This window comes from Flavobacterium soyangense, assembly GCF_015277675.1.
Classification (GTDB): domain Bacteria; phylum Bacteroidota; class Bacteroidia; order Flavobacteriales; family Flavobacteriaceae; genus Flavobacterium; species Flavobacterium soyangense.
In genome coordinates this window covers 23,056-41,119 of record NZ_JADHEC010000025.1, presented here as the reverse complement: position 1 = coordinate 41,119, position 18,064 = coordinate 23,056, and the positions used below count along the sequence as shown (strand labels likewise).

Sequence of the window (18,064 nt, the reverse complement as noted above, 5' to 3'; positions counted from 1 at the left end):
AACATTATGTCATTAACAAAACCTGAAAGAAGACAGAGAATCAGATTCAGAATTAGAAAAACAATTAGTGGTACTCCTACTAATCCAAGGCTATCTGTATTTAGAAGTAACAAAGAAATTTATGCTCAACTTATTGATGACGTAAACGGAGTTACTTTGCTAGCTGCTTCTTCAAGAGAAAAAGAAATAGGAAAAGGTACGAACATTGAAGTGGCGACTGCGGTTGGAAAACTAATTGCAGAGAAAGCGTTAAAAGCTGGTATTGAAACAGTAACTTTCGACAGAGGAGGTTATTTATATCACGGTCGTATTAAATCATTAGCGGAAGGCGCGAGAGCGGCTGGACTTAAATTCTAATATAGTATGTCTAATAGTAAATACAAGAATGTAGAGCTAGTAAAACCAAGTGGTCTTGAATTAAAAGATCGTTTGGTAAGTGTAAATCGTGTTACTAAAGTTACAAAAGGTGGTAGAGCATTTGGTTTTTCTGCTATTGTAGTTGTAGGTGATGAGAATGGAGTAGTGGGTCATGGATTAGGAAAATCTAAAGACGTTTCTGAAGCAATTGCGAAAGCAGTAGAAGATGCAAAGAAAAATCTTGTAAAGATTCCTTTGAATGGACAATCTGTTCCTCACGAACAAAAAGGTAAATTTGGTGGAGCACGTGTATTTTTAATTCCTGCCTCTCATGGTACTGGAGTTATTGCAGGTGGAGCAGTTCGTTCAGTTCTTGAGTCAGTTGGTATACATGATGTATTATCAAAATCTCAAGGATCATCAAATCCTCACAATGTGGTAAAAGCAACTTTTGATGCTTTATTACAAATGAGAAGTGCTCATACTGTTGCAAAACAAAGAGGCGTTTCTTTAGAAAAAGTTTTTAAAGGTTAATTCAAGGAAAATATGGCTAAATTATTAGTAAAACAAGTTAGAAGCAAAATCAATTGTCCTCTTACTCAGAAAAGAGGATTGGAAGCTTTAGGTCTACGTAAAATGGGTCAGGTTGTAGAACATGATTCAAATCCAACTATCCTTGGAATGATAAATAAAGTTAAACACTTAGTTTCTGTAGAAGAAGCTAAATAACAAATACGTTATGAATTTAAGTAACTTACAACCGGCTGAAGGGTCAACACACAATCAAAATAAAAGATTGGGTAGAGGAGAAGGTTCTGGTAAAGGTGGTACCGCATCACGTGGCCACAAAGGAGCAAAATCTCGTTCTGGTTATTCTAAAAAGATTGGTTTTGAAGGTGGTCAAATGCCACTTCAAAGGCGTGTGCCTAAGTTTGGTTTCACAAACATCAATCGTAAAGAATACGAAGGCGTAAATCTTGATACGCTTCAATTATTGGTGGATAATGGTATCGTAACAAATTCAGTTGATATGACTGTATATGTTGCAAATCGTTTGGCTACTAAAAATGAAATCGTTAAGATTTTAGGTAGAGGAGAATTGAAAGCTAAATTAACAGTAACCGCTCACAAATTTACTGCTACTGCAAAAGCGGCTATTGAAGCTGCTGGCGGAGAAGTTGTAATCATTTAATTTTCCGATTAAGATGAAGAAATTTATTGAATCACTAATTAATGTTTGGAAAATCGAGGAACTTAAAAATAGAATCCTAATAACTTTAGGTATTCTTTTGGTTTATCGTTTTGGAGCTCACGTTACTCTGCCAGGTATTGATGCTACCCAATTAACAGGTTTAGCAGGGCAAACTAAAAGCGGTCTGGGTTCTATCCTGGATATGTTTACAGGTGGTGCTTTTTCTAAAGCGTCTGTTTTTGCTTTAGGTATTATGCCTTATATTTCTGCTTCGATTGTGGTTCAGTTAATGGGAATTGCGATTCCATATTTGCAAAAACTTCAAAACGACGGAGAAAGTGGAAGAAAAAAAATCAATCAAATCACCCGTTGGTTAACAATTGGTATTACTTTGGTTCAAGGACCAGGTTACATTTACAATCTTTACAGAACATTACCAGGTAGTGCATTCTTGTTAGGATTTAACTCTGTCGAATTTGTATTTTCTTCAGTAGTTATTTTGACAACTGGTACAATATTCGCTATGTGGTTAGGAGAAAAAATTACTGATAAAGGAATCGGAAACGGAATATCGTTATTGATTATGGTTGGTATTTTGGCTAGATTGCCTCAAGCTTTTATTCAGGAATTTGCTGCCAGAGTTACTAATAATAATGGTGGTCCAATGTTATTGGTTGTAGAAATTATTGTTTGGTTATTAGTAATCATCTCTTGTATATTGTTAGTGATGGCAATAAGAAAAATCCCTGTACAGTACGCAAGACGTACAACATCTGGTGATTTTGAAAAAGATATGATGGGTGGAAACAGACAATGGATTCCATTAAAATTAAATGCATCTGGTGTTATGCCAATCATCTTTGCTCAGGCAATTATGTTTATTCCAGCCGCAGTAGCAGGGTTGTCAAAATCAGATGCTTCACAATCAATCGTTGGTGCTTTTAGTAATTTGTTCGGTTTTTGGTATAATTTAGTTTTCGCAACGCTTATTGTTGTATTTACTTTCTTTTATACAGCAATCACCGTTCCTACTAATAAAATGTCTGATGATTTAAAAAGAAGTGGAGGTTTTATTCCGGGTGTTAGACCTGGAGTTGAAACATCTGACTTTCTTGACAAAGTGATGTCTTTAATAACGTTTCCTGGTTCATTATTTCTTGCCTTAATAGCTGTGTTCCCAGCAATTGTAGTAAGTCTTATGGATGTACAACAATCTTGGGCAATGTTTTTTGGAGGTACATCATTAATAATTATGGTTGGAGTCGCAATTGATACGATTCAGCAAATCAATTCATACTTGTTGAATAAGCATTATGATGGTTTAATGAAAAGTGGTAAAAATAGAAAAGCAGTAGCTTAACTTATGGCAAAACAATCAGCAATAGAGCAAGACGGATCAATAATTGAAGCATTATCAAATGCTATGTTTCGTGTTGAGTTAGAAAATGGACACATTGTAATTGCTCATATATCTGGAAAAATGCGTATGCATTACATCAAATTATTACCTGGTGATAAAGTGAAACTAGAAATGAGTCCTTATGATTTGTCAAAAGCAAGAATTACTTATAGATATTAAAGATATTCAAAATGAAAGTAAGAGCATCAGTTAAAAAAAGAAGTGCCGAGTGCAAAATTGTACGAAGAAAAGGCAGATTATACGTAATCAACAAAAAGAATCCTAGATTTAAACAAAGACAAGGATAGTTATGGCAAGAATAGCAGGGGTAGACATCCCGAAAAACAAAAGAGGAGTTATCGCTTTAACCTACATCTTCGGAATTGGTAAAAGTAGAGCAGTTGAGATTTTAGAAAAAGCTCAAGTTAGCCAAGATACAAAAGTTCAAGATTGGAATGATGATGAAATTCACGCGATCCGTGATGCAGTTTCATTCTTTAAAATTGAAGGTGAACTACGTTCAGAAGTTTCCTTAAACATCAAACGTTTAATGGATATTGGATGTTATAGAGGTATTCGTCATAGATCTGGTCTTCCATTAAGAGGACAAAGAACTAAAAACAACTCTAGAACAAGAAAAGGAAAAAGAAAAACTGTTGCCAACAAGAAAAAAGCAACTAAATAATAAGTAATATGGCTAAAGCAACTGCAAAAAAACGTAAAGTTATCGTTGAATCAACTGGAGAAGCTCATATTTCTGCTACCTTCAATAACATCATCATTTCTTTGACTAACAAAAAAGGTGAAGTTATTTCTTGGTCATCAGCTGGTAAAATGGGTTTCAGAGGTTCTAAAAAGAATACTCCGTATGCAGCCCAAATGGCAGCAGAAGATTGTAGTAAAGTAGCGTTAGAAGCTGGACTTAAAAAAGTAAAAGTTTATGTGAAAGGACCTGGAAACGGACGTGAGTCTGCTATCAGATCTTTGCATAATGGTGGAATTGAAGTAACAGAAATTATTGATGTTACCCCAATGCCTCACAACGGATGTCGTCCTCCTAAAAGACGTAGAGTTTAATACTCAAAATATTTATAGTATAACCTAGATTGGATAACGATTATCGAAGGATAAGACCTGAATTCATAATCTCAATCTTAAACAATTTAAAATGGCAAGATATACTGGTCCAAGTACAAGAATCGCCCGTAAATTCGGCGAAGCAATTTTCGGAGATGATAAAGCTTTCGAAAAAAGAAACTATCCTCCCGGACAACACGGGATGGCAAAAAAAAGAGGTAAAAAATCTGAATATGCTGTTCAATTAATGGAAAAGCAAAAAGCTAAATATTCTTATGGTATTTTAGAAAAACAATTCAGAAATTTATTCGAAAAAGCATCAGCTACTAAAGGTGTTACTGGTGAAGTTTTATTGCAATTATGTGAAGCTAGGTTAGACAATGTTGTTTTTAGAATGGGTATTGCTCCTTCTAGAAGAGGTGCTCGTCAAATCGTTTCTCATAGACACATAACCGTAAATGGTGAAAACGTCAATATTCCTTCTTACCACCTTAAACCTGGTGATAAAGTTGCAGTTCGTGAAAAATCTAAATCTATAGAAGCTATCGAACGTTCTTTATCTAATTCAAGTCATGTTTATGAATGGATTACTTGGAATAATGATTTAAAAGAAGGTACTTTTGTTTCTGTACCAGCTAGACTTCAAATTCCGGAAAACATTAAGGAACAATTAATCGTAGAGTTGTACAACAAATAATAATTGACTTAGTCGAAATTTATGGCAATATTTAATTTTCAGAAGCCCGATAAAGTTATCATGATCGATTCAACCGATTTTGAAGGTAAATTTGAGTTTAGACCTTTAGAACCTGGTTACGGATTGACAGTTGGTAACGCACTTAGAAGAGTTTTGCTTTCAGCATTAGAAGGTTATGCAATTACATCTGTTCGAATCGAAGGTGTAGATCATGAGTTTTCTACTATCTCAGGAGTTGTTGAAGATGTTACAGAAATTATTCTTAATCTTAAACAAGTACGTTTTAAACGTCAGATAGAAGATATAGATAATGAATCAGTTACTGTTTCAGTAACAGGTAAAGATCAATTAACAGCTGGTGATTTTCAGAAATTTATTTCAGGTTTCCAAGTTTTGAATCCAGAACTTGTAATCTGTAATTTAGACCCTAAAATCAAACTGCATTTCGATTTAACTATCGAAAAAGGTAGGGGATATGTTCCTGCTGAAGAGAACAAAAAACAAAATGCTGCAATTGGAACTATATTTACTGACTCTATTTTTACTCCAGTAAAAAACGTTAAGTATGCAATAGAAAACTTTCGTGTTGAGCAAAAAACAGATTATGAAAAATTAGTTTTCGAAATAAAAACTGATGGTTCAATCAATCCAAAAGATGCACTTACTGAAGCCGCCAAAGTTTTAATCCACCATTTTATGTTGTTTTCTGACGAAAGAATTACTCTTGAGGCTGACGAAATCGCACAAACAGAATCTTATGACGAAGAGTCATTACATATGAGACAATTGCTTAAAACCAAACTTGTTGACATGGATCTTTCTGTAAGAGCATTAAATTGCTTAAAAGCTGCTGAAGTTGATACACTTGGGGATTTAGTATCTTTCAATAAAAATGACCTAATGAAATTCCGTAATTTCGGCAAAAAATCTTTAACTGAACTTGATGAACTTGTTGCAGTTAAAAATTTAAACTTTGGAATGGATTTAGCAAAATACAAACTAGATAAAGAGTAATCTAATCCTGATTAATTAGGGTTAAATTTGATAAAACACAATGAGACACGGAAAAAAATTCAATCACTTAAGCAGACAGACTGCGCATAGAAGTTCTATGTTAGCTAATATGGCTTGTTCTCTTATCGAGCACAAACGTATTAATACCACTGTTGCAAAAGCAAAAGCTCTTAAACAATTTGTTGAGCCATTAATAACAAAATCTAAAGCTGACACGACACACAATCGTCGTATTGTTTTTGGATACTTACGTAGCAAATATGCCGTAACTGACTTGTTCAGAGACGTTGCTGCTAAAGTAGGCGACCGTCCAGGTGGATACACACGTATCATTAAAGTTGGAAATCGTTTAGGAGATAATGCCGATATGGCAATGATCGAACTAGTAGATTTCAATGAACTTTACAATGGTGGTAAAAAAGAAGTTAAAAAAGCCAAAAGCCGTCGTGGTGGAAAAGCAAAGAAAGCGGATGAAGTTGTTGAAGCATCAGTTGCTCAAGCAGAAACTCCTTCCACTGAACCTGACTCGAGCGTTAGCGAACAGGCGGAGCAAAACCCAACAGAGGCTGCTGAATAATTATGAAAATATTCATTCTATAAAAATCAAGGATAAACTTTTATTAGTTTGTCCTTTTTTTTTGTCCAAAATTACTTTGCAAAAACTTTGTGACCTTACAGGTAAAAATTTAAATTTGCACAACAATTAACAACAAATGAAATACACAACACGAAAAAGCGCAATACTTCTATTAAGTGACGGAACCATATTCCACGGAAAATCTATAGGAATATCTGGAACTACTTTTGGTGAAGTATGTTTTAATACCGGAATGACGGGTTATCAAGAAATATTCACTGATCCTTCCTACTTTGGACAAATTATGGTTGCAACCAATGCACACATTGGAAATTACGGAGTAAATGAAAATGAAATAGAATCTAGCAGTATTAAAATTGCAGGCTTGGTTTGTAAAAATTTCAGTTTTAATTACTCTCGTGAAAATGCTTCAGGAAGTTTAGAAACCTATTTTGCAAAACAAAACCTAATCTGTATCTCTGATGTGGATACACGTGGACTAGTGAGTTATATTCGAGACAATGGTGCGATGAATTCCGTTATATGCACTGATGGAACACCAATCGAAGAGCTAAAAGCAGCATTGGCAAAAGTTCCTGATATGAAAGGATTAGAATTGGCTTCAAAAGTTTCAACAAAAGAACCTTACTTTTTTGGAAATGAAAATGCAACTTATAAAATTGCTGCTTTGGATTTAGGAATTAAAACCAATATTCTTCGTAACCTTGCCAAAAGAGATTGTTATATCAAAGTGTATCCATATGATTCGAAATATGCTGAGTTGGCATCATTCAATCCTGATGGTTATTTCTTGTCTAATGGCCCTGGTGATCCAGATCCATTATTTTGTGCAATCGAGGTTGCAAAAGAAATTTTGGCAAATGACAGACCTTTGTTTGGGATTTGTTTAGGGCATCAAGTAATTGCTCTAGCAAACGGAATTTCGACCTATAAGATGTTCAACGGGCATAGAGGTATTAATCATCCTGTAAAAAATATCATTACCGGAAAAGGAGAAATTACTTCTCAAAACCATGGTTTTGCCGTTAATAAAGAAGAATTGGAAAATCATCCTGATATGGAAATTACCCACCTCCATCTTAACGACGGAACTGTTGCGGGAATGCGAATGAAAAACAAAAATTGTTTCTCGGTTCAGTATCACCCTGAAGCATCTCCAGGACCGCATGATTCTGACTATTTGTTTGATCAATTTATTGAAAACTTAAAATAATAAATTTTAACAGAGTTGGATTTTTATTTAAAAAAAAGCTGCCATTTCCGACAGCTTTTTTTATGGTTTTTCTTGTTGAAATTGTGTTTTGTTAAATTAATCGGTTTTTTTCAATAGGTTGATTTCTTGCTTCAATTAGGCTATTTTTGAATAAGTTCTAGTAAGCAAGATTAAGTTTAAAATTACTTGATATAAATTTTTGTTAATACTCGTAAGTAAACTTGTATTATATAATTGAATTCTTATTTTTGTTAGCTTTAAGTATCAAGAATACTTGTCAATTGATTATTAAAAGAACTCTATTTCTTGATTCTTAAATGTATATTTGGACTTAAATTAATTAGGACTAAATTTCAATTGAATTCAATGTTGGTTTCATAATAATTTATAATTTAAATATAATATCAAAATAATGCTTTTAAAAACAATACAAATGAAATTCATTAATAATAAAATTGTACTCACATTTTTTCTTTTGCTTTTTTCTGGTGGAATCACGATAGCACAAGAAATTATCAAGGAAAGTGTTGATACGATTAATAAAGTTGCTCCTTACAAGAAACAAAAAATTGATGGTGTAATTGCAAAAGTTGGGGATTATATTGTGTTAGATTCTGATATTGATAAATCATACCTGGAAATTTCAAGTAGTGGAGGTTCTATAAAGGATATTACAAGATGTCAAATTTTAGGAAAAATATTGGAAGATAAATTGTATGCTCATCAAGCCATTCAGGATAGTTTAAAAGTAACCGATTCTGAAGTAAAATCTATGATGGATGAAAGGCTAAACTATATGGTAGAACAAATTGGTTCTATGGATAAAGTGGTAAAATATTATAAGAAGAATTCTGAAGAAGAATTTAGAACATACTTTTTTGACGTTTTGAAAGAGCAAAAACTAACTTCAGAAATGCAAAAGAAAATCATTGATGGAGTAGAAATTACTCCCGAAGAAGTTCGTGATTTTTTCAAAAAAATACCCGCAGCAGATCTTCCTGTTTTTGGTGCCGAAATGGAAGTGGCACAAATTATTGTGACTCCTAAAGTTTCTGAAGCAGAAAAGCAAAAAGTTATTGATAAGTTGAATGAATTCAAAAAAGAAATACAAGAAGGAGGGTCGAGTTTTGCAACAAAAGCAGTTTTGTATTCTCAGGATCCAGGTTCAAGAACAACGGGTGGTTATTATAAAATGAATAGGAAAACGCCTTTTGTAAAAGAATTTAAGGATGTAGCTTTCAGTCTTGCCGAAGGAGAAATTTCAGCGCCTTTTGAGACGGACTTTGGATATCATATTATTTACATCGAAAAAATAAAAGGTCAAGATGTAGAATTGCGTCATATATTATTGATACCTTCAGTTACTCCTGAAGATTTAAAAGAAGCCAAAGAAAAAATTTCGTTAATCAGGAAAAGAATTATTGATAAGGAAATCACTTTTGCAGAAGCAGCAAGAACTATGTCAGATGAAAAAGAAACCAAAGCAAACGGTGGTGCTTTAATTAATCCAAAAACACAAGACACTCGTTTTGAGTTAACAAAAATGGATCCCGCTTTATACAGTCAGGTTTCCAATTTGAAAGATAATGAAATTTCTTTGCCATTATTAGATGATGATCAAAACGGCAAGAAAAAATTCAAGTTAATTACTGTTACCAATAGGATTGATGCTCATACGGCGAATTACGCCAAAGATTATATCAAAATTAAAGATTTAGCTTTGAAAGAAAAACAAATTAAAGCTATTGGAAAATGGTTTGATGAAAAAATTCAGCAAACGTATATCAAAATTATTGGTGAATATAGAGATTGTACCTTTACCAATAATTGGTTAAAAAAATAGATTAAAAAATTCTAATTACAAAAATGTCTGACGTAGCAGCAATACATAACTTGGTTCAAAAAAGGAACAAGCTAAAATCCGAAATCGCAAAAATTATTGTGGGTCAGGATGCTGTGGTTGACCAAATCTTGCTTTGTATTTTCTCTGGTGGTCATGCGCTTTTAGTGGGAGTTCCAGGATTAGCAAAAACCTTGATGGTCAATACGTTGGCTTTGGCATTGGGACTTGATTTTAAAAGAATCCAATTTACGCCTGATTTGATGCCTTCGGATATTCTTGGAAGTGAAATTTTGGATGAAAATCGCCAATTTAAATTCATTAAAGGGCCTATTTTTTCGAATATTATTCTGGCTGATGAAATTAACAGAACACCTCCAAAAACGCAGGCAGCTTTGCTTGAGGCAATGCAGGAACGTTCGGTTACTATTGCCGGTCAAAATTATAGATTAGCATTGCCTTATTTTGTTTTGGCTACCCAAAATCCTATTGAACAAGAAGGAACTTATCCTTTGCCGGAAGCTCAATTAGACCGATTTATGTTTGCCATAAAACTGGATTATCCATCTTTTGAAGAAGAAGTTCAAGTGGTGAAACAAACCACGTCAAATGAAAATAACACAATAAATCCATTGTTTACGGCTCAGGAAATTATCGATTTCCAACATCTGATTCGTAGAATTCCAGTTGCTGATAATGTAATTGAATACGCTGTTACCTTGGTCAGCAAAACACGTCCTGATAATCCTTTGTCAAACGAATTTGTGAAAAATTATCTAGATTGGGGTGCAGGTCCAAGAGCATCTCAGAATTTAATTTTGGCAGCCAAAGCCAATGCGGCTTTCAATGGCAAATTCTCTCCGGATATTGAAGATGTAAAAGCGGTAGCCACAGGGATACTTCGTCATAGAATCATCAAAAACTACAAAGCCGATGCTGAAGGAATTACTGAAGAAATGATTATAGACAAACTGATTTAATAATTAATAGTTTCATTATAGAAAGAGTCTTTATTCAAATAGGAATATGGGCTTTTTTTTTGTTCCTTTAATTCCAGCTTTATTAATAAATGGAAATAATATTGTTGATAGTGCAATAGGATAATTTATTTTTAGCTATATCGCAATATTTCAAGTGTAAACTTCTTATTTGGTAATTATAATTTTCAGAAAGCTGTCTTTTGTTATTTTTTTTATATTCTCGTCTTAAATTCTTAAATTTGCAGGACAAAACAAAAAAAATCCTATATATTATGGCTTTTGACATTGAAATGATTAAAAAAGTGTACGCAAATATGACAACTCGTGTAGATAAAGCACGCGAATTAGTTGGACGTCCACTAACATTAACTGAGAAAATTTTGTACAACCACCTTTGGGAAGGGAGTCCGACCCGCACTTTTACAAGAGGTGCTGATTATGTAGATTTTGCTCCTGACAGAGTTGCTTGCCAAGATGCAACTGCTCAAATGGCTTTATTGCAATTTATGCATGCCGGAAAAAGTAAAGTGGCTGTCCCAACAACAGTTCATTGTGATCACTTGATTCAGGCTAAAGTAGGTGCAAAAACAGATTTGGCTATTGCCAAAACACAATCAAGTGAAGTTTTTGATTTTCTTTCTTCAGTTTCTGATAAATATGGAATTGGTTTCTGGAAACCGGGTGCTGGGATTATTCACCAAGTAGTATTGGAAAATTATGCATTCCCAGGAGGAATGATGATTGGAACCGATTCACACACAGTAAATGCTGGTGGATTAGGAATGTTAGCTATTGGTGTTGGTGGTGCTGATGCTGTAGATGTAATGTCTGGTATGGCTTGGGAATTAAAATTTCCTAAACTTATTGGTGTCAAATTAACCGGAAAATTATCAGGCTGGGCAGCTCCAAAAGATGTAATTCTTAGAGTGGCAGATATTCTTACTGTAAAAGGAGGAACTGGCGCTATCGTTGAATATTTTGGTGAAGGGGCGCTGAATATGTCTTGTACAGGAAAAGGAACTATTTGTAATATGGGTGCCGAAATTGGAGCAACTACTTCTACATTTGGTTATGATGATTCAATGCGTAGATATTTAGCTTCAACTGGTCGTCAAGATGTTGTTGATGCAGCTGATAAAGTAGCAAGTTACTTAACAGGAGATGCAGAAGTATATGCAAATCCTGAGAAATATTTTGACCAATTGATTGAAATTAATCTTTCTGAATTGGAACCATACATCAATGGACCTTTTACTCCAGACAGAGGAACTCCAGTTTCAGAAATGAAAAAGGAAGCCGCTGCAAATGGTTGGCCTCTAAAAGTTGAATGGGGATTAATAGGTTCTTGTACTAACTCTTCTTACGAAGATATGGCTCGCGCAGCTTCAATTGTTGAGCAGGCAGTGGCTCATGGAATTACTCCAAAAGCAGAATTCGGAATTAATCCAGGTTCTGAACAAGTACGTTACACTATCGAAAGAGACGGAATTATTGCTACTTTCGAAAAAATGGGAACCAAGGTTTTTACTAATGCTTGTGGACCGTGTATTGGTCAATGGGATAGAGATGGAGCAGATAAAGGAGAAAAAAATACGATTATTCATTCATTCAATAGAAACTTTTCTAAAAGAGCAGACGGAAATCCAAACACACACGCTTTTGTAGCTTCTCCAGAAATGGTTGCTGCCATTGCAATTGCAGGTGATTTATCTTTTAATCCGCTTACCGATACTTTATTAAATGATAATGGAGAAGCAATAAAATTCAATCCTCCAACAGGGGATGAATTACCAACTAAAGGTTTTGCTGTTGAAGACGCAGGTTTTCAAGCTCCAGCCGAAGATGGCTCAGGAGTTAAAATTGCAGTAAGTGAAACATCAGATAGATTGCAATTATTAGCACCTTTCGAAGCTTGGGATGGAAAAAATATTATGGGAGCTAAATTGCTTATCAAAGCTTTTGGAAAATGTACTACTGACCATATTTCTATGGCTGGACCTTGGTTGCGTTTCCGAGGGCATTTGGACAATATTTCTAACAATATGTTGATTGGAGCAGTTAATGCTTTCAACCAAAAGCCAAATTCAGTTAAAAATCAATTGACTGGCGAATATGATACTGTTCCTGCTGTAGCTCGTGCATACAAAGCTGCTGGAATTGCTTCTGTTGTTGTGGGAGATCATAATTATGGTGAAGGTTCTTCTCGTGAACATGCTGCAATGGAACCTCGTTTTCTTGGTGTGAAAGCGGTTTTGGTAAAATCATTTGCTCGTATTCACGAAACAAATTTGAAAAAACAAGGAATGCTTGGATTGACTTTTGTCAATGAAGCGGATTACGACATAATTCAGGAAAATGACACTATTAATTTTGTTGATTTAGTGGATTTTGCACCAGAAAAACCATTGACTTTGGAATTCGTTCACGCTGATGGAACTAAAGATACTATATTGGCTAATCATACTTACAACGAAGGACAAATAGGTTGGTTCGTTGCTGGTTCAGCGTTAAACTTGATTGCTGCCGCTGGAAAAGCATAAGCAATTAAATAATTTATTTCAAAAAACTCCCAAGGTAACTTGGGAGTTTTTTGTTTGAAAATTTGTTAAATTGAACATAAAGAGTTGTTAAAAAATTGCGACATTTGTACTCATGAATTAAATTAGCTTTTCAAAATACTTTTTTGGTAACTTTTGCCGTTTTAGTAAAGAGAATTATCAATTTTTTGAGAATAAATTGGTTGATGAATGTGAAATTTAAATTGAGTTTATGAAGTATTTTAGTTGTGTGTTTCTCTTTATTTTATTTAGTAGTATGAGTGTTTTTTCGCAAGAAAAGCACATTCAACATACTGTTTCAAAAGGGGAAACCATCAGCGAAATTGCTGAACAATTTAATGTAAGTTCTAAAGCAATTTACGAGCTAAATCCAAAAGCTAAGAAGGGAATAAAATTTCATACAGTTTTATTAATTCCAACTAAAGTAAAAAAACACACAACTTCAAGTCCCGAAATTGTAACCAATTCTCTTGAAAAAACACATGAAGTACTGCCTAAAGAAACCTTGTATGGTATTGCGAAAAAGCATAATATAAGTCTTGAAGTTTTGTATAAAATCAATCCTGAGTTGGAAAAAGAAGGGTTAAAAATAGGGCAAATAATTAAAATACCTCAAACTGCTTTAGATAATTTGGTTTTGACAGAAACACCTGAAAAGGCGAAAGAAATTCAAAAAACTACTGTTTCAGAAAAAATTATTCCAAAACAAGAAGTTATCGGTTTTCCAAAATTAGTCGAGAAAGAGGAAACTTCTACTGAAGAAATTGTTCGGGAAGTTTTACCAAAAGAAACTTTATATTCTATTGCAAGGCAATATGGAATTAAAGTCTCCGATATACAAAATGCTAATTCAACAATAGGAACTAAAGGTTTAAAAGTTGGGCAAAAGATTGTTGTTCCTGTAAAAGTGGAAAACAATTCAAATCTGGTTGCAGACAAAGAGGCCGCTAAAACTGAAAAATACAAGAATGATAGTGAGCAGCCGAAGCAAATTGCTGTCATTTCACAAACTGTCCTTAATGATAATTCAGATGAAACTGAAATCACTCATACAGTTTTGCCAAAAGAAACTAAATACGGAATTGCAAAACAGTACGGTATTACAGTTGCTGAATTAGAAATACAAAATCCAAATATTGTAAAAAAACTTACTAAGGGAAGCGTACTAAAAATTCAAAGTTCTAAATTTATTGAATCTACTGTTCCAGTTGAAGAAACTGTTGTTAAAGATAAAGTCGTTAACGAGGATTTAAATGTGAATACAAGTATGGCTCACGATGATGCTTTTGTAGATCAATTAATAATGACCGCTTCAGAAAATATTGGAACCCGTTACCGTACAGGAGGAACCACAAAAGATGGTTTTGATTGTTCAGGATTAATGTATTCAACCTTTAGCACTTTCGATATTAGGTTGCCTAGGTCATCTATTGAAATGTCCTCTTATGGCTCCATAGTTAACACAGAAAATGCTCAAAAAGGAGATTTGATTTTCTTTAAAACTAACGGTCGCCGGCAAATCAATCACGTAGGAATGGTGGTCGAGGTTCTTGATGGAGAAATTAAATTCATTCATTCCTCCAATCATGGTGGTGTGATTATTTCTTCTACTAAAGAATCTTATTATGAGAAGAATTTGGTTCAGATTAATCGAGTATTGTAATTTTTGGGTATATTTTTTTACTTTTTCAATACTATAATTGCATTCGAAAGAGGTCTTTTTGCTCCGCAAAGTCTCCGACTTTGAGGTAGTGACTTTCGGTTTTCAACCGATTTTTTTTTAAAATATAATTTCAGTCAAAGACTGACTAACATATCCTCAAAGTCGAAGACTTTGCGGAGTTGGTTCTCCATCCATATTATGCAATGTTTGCATTAAATCTGTTTCATTATTATTCTTTTGTGCAATTCTAAAATTCTCCCAATTATTATTATAATCACTTTGATGCCATTTTTCGATGTAAATTCGAACTTCTCGATAAGTTTTATATTCTTCCCAAATTGCCGTTTCAATTGATTTAACAAGTTTCATTTTGTGTTTAGGAAAAATCAATTCGTTCATATTTTTATTTATAATAATTGATACTTCATTTTTACTTTAGATATTGATTTTGCTCGTTTCACATAAAACTCTGTGTAACTTTTAGATTAATCTAACAAAACCATCTCAATCCCCGCCTATTCGAGTCTTTTTTTCTAATAAACATCATCCTTTTCTTATTGTAAAAGCAGTTATAAATACTAACAAACTATCCGAACTAATTTTCTAATTTAAAACCAACTATTACACTATTTCCAAAAAAAGTATATCTTTAGCCAACCAAAAAAACCAAAACAATATGCAAGACAACAATCAGGAACATTTTAAAAGAGAACTTGGATTACTCGATGGAACGATGCTCGTTGTGGGCTCGATGATAGGTTCGGGAATATTTATTGTAAGTTCAGATATGGTTCGCCAAGTAGGTTCTGCAGGATGGCTCATAGCAATTTGGATACTTACTGCTTTGTTAACTATTGTAGCAGCAGTTAGTTATGGTGAGTTGAGCGCGATGTTTCCCAAAGCTGGCGGACAATATGTGTATATTAAAGAAGCTTACGGAAAACTGATAGGATTTTTATATGGTTGGAGTTTCTTTGCTGTTATTCAAACTGGCACAATTGCTGCGGTTGGAGTCGCTTTTTCCAAATTTGCTGCCTATATTTTTCCATCATTTAGTGATGAGAATATTCTATATGAAATGGGAGATTTCAAGCTCAATGCAGCGCAAATTGTTTCTATAATTACCATTATTCTGCTTACTTACATCAACAGTCGTGGTGTAAAAAACAGCAAGATTTTGCAGACAGTTTTAACGGTTATTAAAATTTCATCTCTACTGGGATTAATTATTTTTGGATTTATTTTGGCTGCTAAAGCCGAAGTTTGGGACGCCAACTGGACTGATGCTTGGGGCTCAAAATCACTTGACACAACGAGTGGTTCTTGGCTTCCAATAAGTGGAATGGCACTTTTATCAGCATTTGTAGCGGCATTTGTAGGTTCTCAATTTTCGAGTGTGGCTTGGGAAGGCGTTACTTTTATTGCCGAAGAAATTAAAAACCCAAAACGGAATGTTGGTTTAAGCCTTTTTCTTGGAACATTAATCGTTGGAGTTATTTATACAATGGCAAACGTAATGTATATTGCAGTGCTACCTTTGCAAGATATTGCGACAGCAAAATCTGACAGAGTTGCTGTTGTGGCATCTCAGGTTATTTTTGGTGATATTGGAACACTAATTATAGCTTTGATGATTATGATTTCGACATTTGCATGCAATAATGGATTGATTATGGCTGGCGCAAGAGTATATTATACGATGGCAAAAGACGGCTTGTTTTTCAAAGAAGCGGCACATCTTAACGAAGCAAGGGTTCCAGAATGGGCATTGTGGGCACAGTGTATTTGGGCTTCGGCTTTGTGTTTGACGGGGAAATATGGAGCGTTGTTAGATTTCGTGGTAATTATTGTTTTGATATTTTACATCCTCACGATTTACGGAATTTATATTCTTCGCAAGAAAATGCCTGATGCCGAAAGACCATATAAAGCTTTTGGATACCCATTTCTGCCAATGTTGTTTATTGTGATTTCATCAATAATTTCGGTTACATTATTGGTTACTAAAACCAGTACTTGTGGTTGGGGCGTTTTTATAATGTTGATTGGAATACCAATTTATTATTTACAAAACAGAAAGAGTAGTTTTGTTGTTTAATCAGCTAAAAATGAGCCACAGATTTGGCGGATTAAACAAATTTCCACCGAGATATTAAAATACCCCCATATAGTGTCTAACTTTTTGGGGGCAGTAGCGTGACGGATTTATATTTTTAAGCAGAGACAAGTCTTTTATCTTGTCTCTTTGCATTATTTTTTTACTAATTTAATTGCAATTCGGATTGCAACACGGTTTCTACTTCGTTAAACGGCAATCCCCAAGCATCGGAAACTCCTTTGTATACAATTTTGCCATTGGCAACGTTAAGTCCTTTTTTTAGTTCTTCGTTATCGGCACAAGCTTTTTTCCAGCCTTTGTTGGCTAATTGCAACGCATAAGGCAAAGTGGCATTTGTCAAGGCTAGGGTAGAAGTGTACGGAACGGCACCGGGCATATTTGCTACGCAATAATGAACAATATCGTCAATGATAAAGGTTGGGTTTTCGTGTGTTGTTGGGGTGCAAGTTTCAATGCAACCACCTTGATCCACTGCTACATCTACTACAACTGTTCCTGGGCTCATCAATTTTAGCATTTCACGACTAATCAAGTGAGGCGCTTTGGCTCCCGGAATTAAAACAGCACCAATAACCAAATCAGCTTCGGCAATTGCTTCGCGAATGTTGTAATGGTTCGACATAACGGTAATTACATTGGCAGGCATAATGTCGGACAAATGGCGCAAACGCGCTAAACTTACATCCATAATCACGACACTCGCTCCAAAACCAGCGGCCATTTTTGCGGCTTGTGTTCCTACGATTCCACCACCCAAAACTAAAACTTTTGCTGGAGGAACTCCGGGAACTCCACCAAGAAGAATTCCTTTTCCTTTTAATGGTTTTTCTAAATATTTAGCTCCTTCTTGAATTGCCATACGACCTGCCACTTCTGACATTGGCACTAATAATGGCAAGCTTCGGTCTGTTTTTTCAACGGTTTCGTAAGCTAAACAAACTGCTCCGCATTCTATCATTGCGTGGGTTAATGGCTCTGAAGAGGCAAAGTGGAAATAGGTAAATAGTAATTGATCTTTTTTGATTAAAGGATATTCAGAAGCTATAGGTTCTTTGACTTTGATTATCATTTCGGCAATGCTGTAAACATCTTCTATTGTTGGCAATAATTCTGCTCCAGCAATTTTATATGCTTCGTCGGTAAAACCACTATTTTCTCCTGCACCCATTTGAACGTATACAGGATGTCCTTGTTTTTTGAACTCAGCTACACCGGCTGGAGTAAGTGCTACACGATTTTCGTTGTTTTTGATTTCTTTTGGGATTCCAATTATCATAATATATGAATTTAATTGTTAGTGAATGGTTAAATACAAAAGTAATATATAAAGAAAATATATGCACTATATCGTTGTTAT

At 34.5% G+C, this 18,064-nt stretch carries 20 protein-coding genes; 18 read left to right on the top strand and 2 right to left on the bottom strand.

The features are described 5' to 3' along the window. Nucleotides 1-6 precede the first annotated feature (6 nt). The 17 genes from rplR (at nt 7) to IR213_RS11270 (ending at nt 14,588) form a co-directional block, all read left to right on the top strand. Nucleotides 7-357 (top strand): 50S ribosomal protein L18, encoded by a 351-nt coding sequence (gene rplR, locus IR213_RS11350; RefSeq protein WP_194312431.1) that lies wholly within the window; start codon nt 7-9, stop codon nt 355-357. Between the two features lie 6 nt (nt 358-363). Continuing rightward, nucleotides 364-891: a 30S ribosomal protein S5 gene (gene rpsE / locus IR213_RS11345; RefSeq protein ID WP_144256165.1), complete on the top strand. Its 528-nt coding sequence runs from the start codon at nt 364-366 to the stop codon at nt 889-891. 12 nt (nt 892-903) lie between these two features. Then, nucleotides 904-1,086, top strand: coding sequence for a 50S ribosomal protein L30 (rpmD, locus tag IR213_RS11340; protein ID WP_027310825.1), 183 nt, complete (start codon nt 904-906; stop codon nt 1,084-1,086). 10 nt (nt 1,087-1,096) lie between these two features. Continuing rightward, nucleotides 1,097-1,549 carry a 50S ribosomal protein L15 gene (rplO, locus tag IR213_RS11335; protein WP_194312430.1) on the top strand — a complete coding sequence of 151 codons (453 nt, stop codon included), beginning with the start codon at nt 1,097-1,099 and terminating at the stop codon, nt 1,547-1,549. A 13-nt stretch (nt 1,550-1,562) separates the two neighbouring features. Then, the gene (secY, locus tag IR213_RS11330; protein ID WP_194312429.1) at nt 1,563-2,909 is read left to right on the top strand and encodes a preprotein translocase subunit SecY; all 1,347 of its coding nucleotides are present in this window, start codon (nt 1,563-1,565) and stop codon (nt 2,907-2,909) included. A gap of 3 nt (nt 2,910-2,912) precedes the next feature. Then, nucleotides 2,913-3,128, top strand: coding sequence for a translation initiation factor IF-1 (gene infA, locus IR213_RS11325; RefSeq protein WP_007136545.1), 216 nt, complete (start codon nt 2,913-2,915; stop codon nt 3,126-3,128). 11 nt (nt 3,129-3,139) lie between these two features. Beyond that, nucleotides 3,140-3,256: a type B 50S ribosomal protein L36 gene (ykgO, locus tag IR213_RS11320; RefSeq protein ID WP_073370549.1), complete on the top strand. Its 117-nt coding sequence runs from the start codon at nt 3,140-3,142 to the stop codon at nt 3,254-3,256. A 2-nt stretch (nt 3,257-3,258) separates the two neighbouring features. Continuing rightward, a complete protein-coding gene (rpsM, locus tag IR213_RS11315; protein ID WP_194312428.1) occupies nt 3,259-3,633 on the top strand; it encodes a 30S ribosomal protein S13 in 375 nt (124 codons plus the stop codon). 8 nt (nt 3,634-3,641) lie between these two features. Continuing rightward, complete coding sequence (rpsK, locus tag IR213_RS11310) at nt 3,642-4,025, top strand: 30S ribosomal protein S11 (RefSeq protein WP_024981527.1); 384 nt, start codon at nt 3,642-3,644, stop codon at nt 4,023-4,025. Between the two features lie 91 nt (nt 4,026-4,116). Beyond that, nucleotides 4,117-4,722, top strand: coding sequence for a 30S ribosomal protein S4 (gene rpsD / locus IR213_RS11305; protein ID WP_194312427.1), 606 nt, complete (start codon nt 4,117-4,119; stop codon nt 4,720-4,722). Nucleotides 4,723-4,743: 21 nt separating this feature from the next. Then, nucleotides 4,744-5,736, top strand: coding sequence for a DNA-directed RNA polymerase subunit alpha (locus tag IR213_RS11300; RefSeq protein WP_194312426.1), 993 nt, complete (start codon nt 4,744-4,746; stop codon nt 5,734-5,736). A gap of 40 nt (nt 5,737-5,776) precedes the next feature. Continuing rightward, nucleotides 5,777-6,313, top strand: coding sequence for a 50S ribosomal protein L17 (gene rplQ / locus IR213_RS11295; protein ID WP_194312425.1), 537 nt, complete (start codon nt 5,777-5,779; stop codon nt 6,311-6,313). A 136-nt stretch (nt 6,314-6,449) separates the two neighbouring features. Further along, nucleotides 6,450-7,547, top strand: coding sequence for a glutamine-hydrolyzing carbamoyl-phosphate synthase small subunit (carA, locus tag IR213_RS11290; protein ID WP_194312424.1), 1,098 nt, complete (start codon nt 6,450-6,452; stop codon nt 7,545-7,547). Between the two features lie 412 nt (nt 7,548-7,959). Then, complete coding sequence (locus tag IR213_RS11285; protein WP_194312423.1) at nt 7,960-9,390, top strand: peptidylprolyl isomerase; 1,431 nt, start codon at nt 7,960-7,962, stop codon at nt 9,388-9,390. A gap of 23 nt (nt 9,391-9,413) precedes the next feature. After that, on the top strand, nt 9,414-10,367 hold the full coding sequence (locus IR213_RS11280; RefSeq protein ID WP_194312422.1) for an AAA family ATPase: 954 nt from the start codon (nt 9,414-9,416) through the stop codon (nt 10,365-10,367). Between the two features lie 272 nt (nt 10,368-10,639). Then, complete coding sequence (locus IR213_RS11275; protein ID WP_194312421.1) at nt 10,640-12,907, top strand: aconitate hydratase; 2,268 nt, start codon at nt 10,640-10,642, stop codon at nt 12,905-12,907. 229 nt (nt 12,908-13,136) lie between these two features. Next, a complete protein-coding gene (locus IR213_RS11270) occupies nt 13,137-14,588 on the top strand; it encodes a peptidoglycan endopeptidase (RefSeq protein WP_194312420.1) in 1,452 nt (483 codons plus the stop codon). Between the two features lie 156 nt (nt 14,589-14,744). Here the strand turns inward: IR213_RS11270 and IR213_RS11265 are convergent, their stop codons facing one another. Continuing rightward, nucleotides 14,745-14,957, bottom strand: a complete 213-nt coding sequence (locus tag IR213_RS11265; RefSeq protein ID WP_194312419.1) for a hypothetical protein — start codon at nt 14,955-14,957, stop codon at nt 14,745-14,747. A gap of 307 nt (nt 14,958-15,264) precedes the next feature. Here IR213_RS11265 and IR213_RS11260 point away from each other — a divergent pair, with 307 nt between their 5' ends. Further along, nucleotides 15,265-16,686, top strand: a complete 1,422-nt coding sequence (locus tag IR213_RS11260; protein ID WP_194312418.1) for an APC family permease — start codon at nt 15,265-15,267, stop codon at nt 16,684-16,686. 163 nt (nt 16,687-16,849) lie between these two features. Here IR213_RS11260 and ald read toward each other — a convergent pair whose 3' ends face one another. Further along, nucleotides 16,850-17,983 (bottom strand): alanine dehydrogenase, encoded by a 1,134-nt coding sequence (gene ald, locus IR213_RS11255; protein ID WP_194312417.1) that lies wholly within the window; start codon nt 17,981-17,983, stop codon nt 16,850-16,852. Nucleotides 17,984-18,064 lie beyond the last annotated feature (81 nt).

What these genes read in the sequence shown, in the direction of transcription:
- infA (WP_007136545.1), top strand. Translation starts at nt 2,913, where the DNA reads ATGGCAAAACAATCAGCAATAGAGCAAGACGGATCAATAATTGAAGCA.
- rpsE (WP_144256165.1), top strand. Translation starts at nt 364, where the DNA reads ATGTCTAATAGTAAATACAAGAATGTAGAGCTAGTAAAACCAAGTGGT.
- rplQ (WP_194312425.1), top strand. Translation starts at nt 5,777, where the DNA reads ATGAGACACGGAAAAAAATTCAATCACTTAAGCAGACAGACTGCGCAT.
- IR213_RS11300 (WP_194312426.1), top strand. Translation starts at nt 4,744, where the DNA reads ATGGCAATATTTAATTTTCAGAAGCCCGATAAAGTTATCATGATCGAT.
- IR213_RS11285 (WP_194312423.1), top strand. Translation starts at nt 7,960, where the DNA reads ATGCTTTTAAAAACAATACAAATGAAATTCATTAATAATAAAATTGTA.
- rpmD (WP_027310825.1), top strand. Translation starts at nt 904, where the DNA reads ATGGCTAAATTATTAGTAAAACAAGTTAGAAGCAAAATCAATTGTCCT.
- secY (WP_194312429.1), top strand. Translation starts at nt 1,563, where the DNA reads ATGAAGAAATTTATTGAATCACTAATTAATGTTTGGAAAATCGAGGAA.
- rpsM (WP_194312428.1), top strand. Translation starts at nt 3,259, where the DNA reads ATGGCAAGAATAGCAGGGGTAGACATCCCGAAAAACAAAAGAGGAGTT.
- carA (WP_194312424.1), top strand. Translation starts at nt 6,450, where the DNA reads ATGAAATACACAACACGAAAAAGCGCAATACTTCTATTAAGTGACGGA.
- rpsD (WP_194312427.1), top strand. Translation starts at nt 4,117, where the DNA reads ATGGCAAGATATACTGGTCCAAGTACAAGAATCGCCCGTAAATTCGGC.
- IR213_RS11260 (WP_194312418.1), top strand. Translation starts at nt 15,265, where the DNA reads ATGCAAGACAACAATCAGGAACATTTTAAAAGAGAACTTGGATTACTC.
- ykgO (WP_073370549.1), top strand. Translation starts at nt 3,140, where the DNA reads ATGAAAGTAAGAGCATCAGTTAAAAAAAGAAGTGCCGAGTGCAAAATT.
- IR213_RS11265 (WP_194312419.1), bottom strand. Translation starts at nt 14,957, where the DNA reads ATGAAACTTGTTAAATCAATTGAAACGGCAATTTGGGAAGAATATAAA.
- IR213_RS11275 (WP_194312421.1), top strand. Translation starts at nt 10,640, where the DNA reads ATGGCTTTTGACATTGAAATGATTAAAAAAGTGTACGCAAATATGACA.
- rpsK (WP_024981527.1), top strand. Translation starts at nt 3,642, where the DNA reads ATGGCTAAAGCAACTGCAAAAAAACGTAAAGTTATCGTTGAATCAACT.
- IR213_RS11270 (WP_194312420.1), top strand. Translation starts at nt 13,137, where the DNA reads ATGAAGTATTTTAGTTGTGTGTTTCTCTTTATTTTATTTAGTAGTATG.
- IR213_RS11280 (WP_194312422.1), top strand. Translation starts at nt 9,414, where the DNA reads ATGTCTGACGTAGCAGCAATACATAACTTGGTTCAAAAAAGGAACAAG.
- rplO (WP_194312430.1), top strand. Translation starts at nt 1,097, where the DNA reads ATGAATTTAAGTAACTTACAACCGGCTGAAGGGTCAACACACAATCAA.
- rplR (WP_194312431.1), top strand. Translation starts at nt 7, where the DNA reads ATGTCATTAACAAAACCTGAAAGAAGACAGAGAATCAGATTCAGAATT.
- ald (WP_194312417.1), bottom strand. Translation starts at nt 17,983, where the DNA reads ATGATAATTGGAATCCCAAAAGAAATCAAAAACAACGAAAATCGTGTA.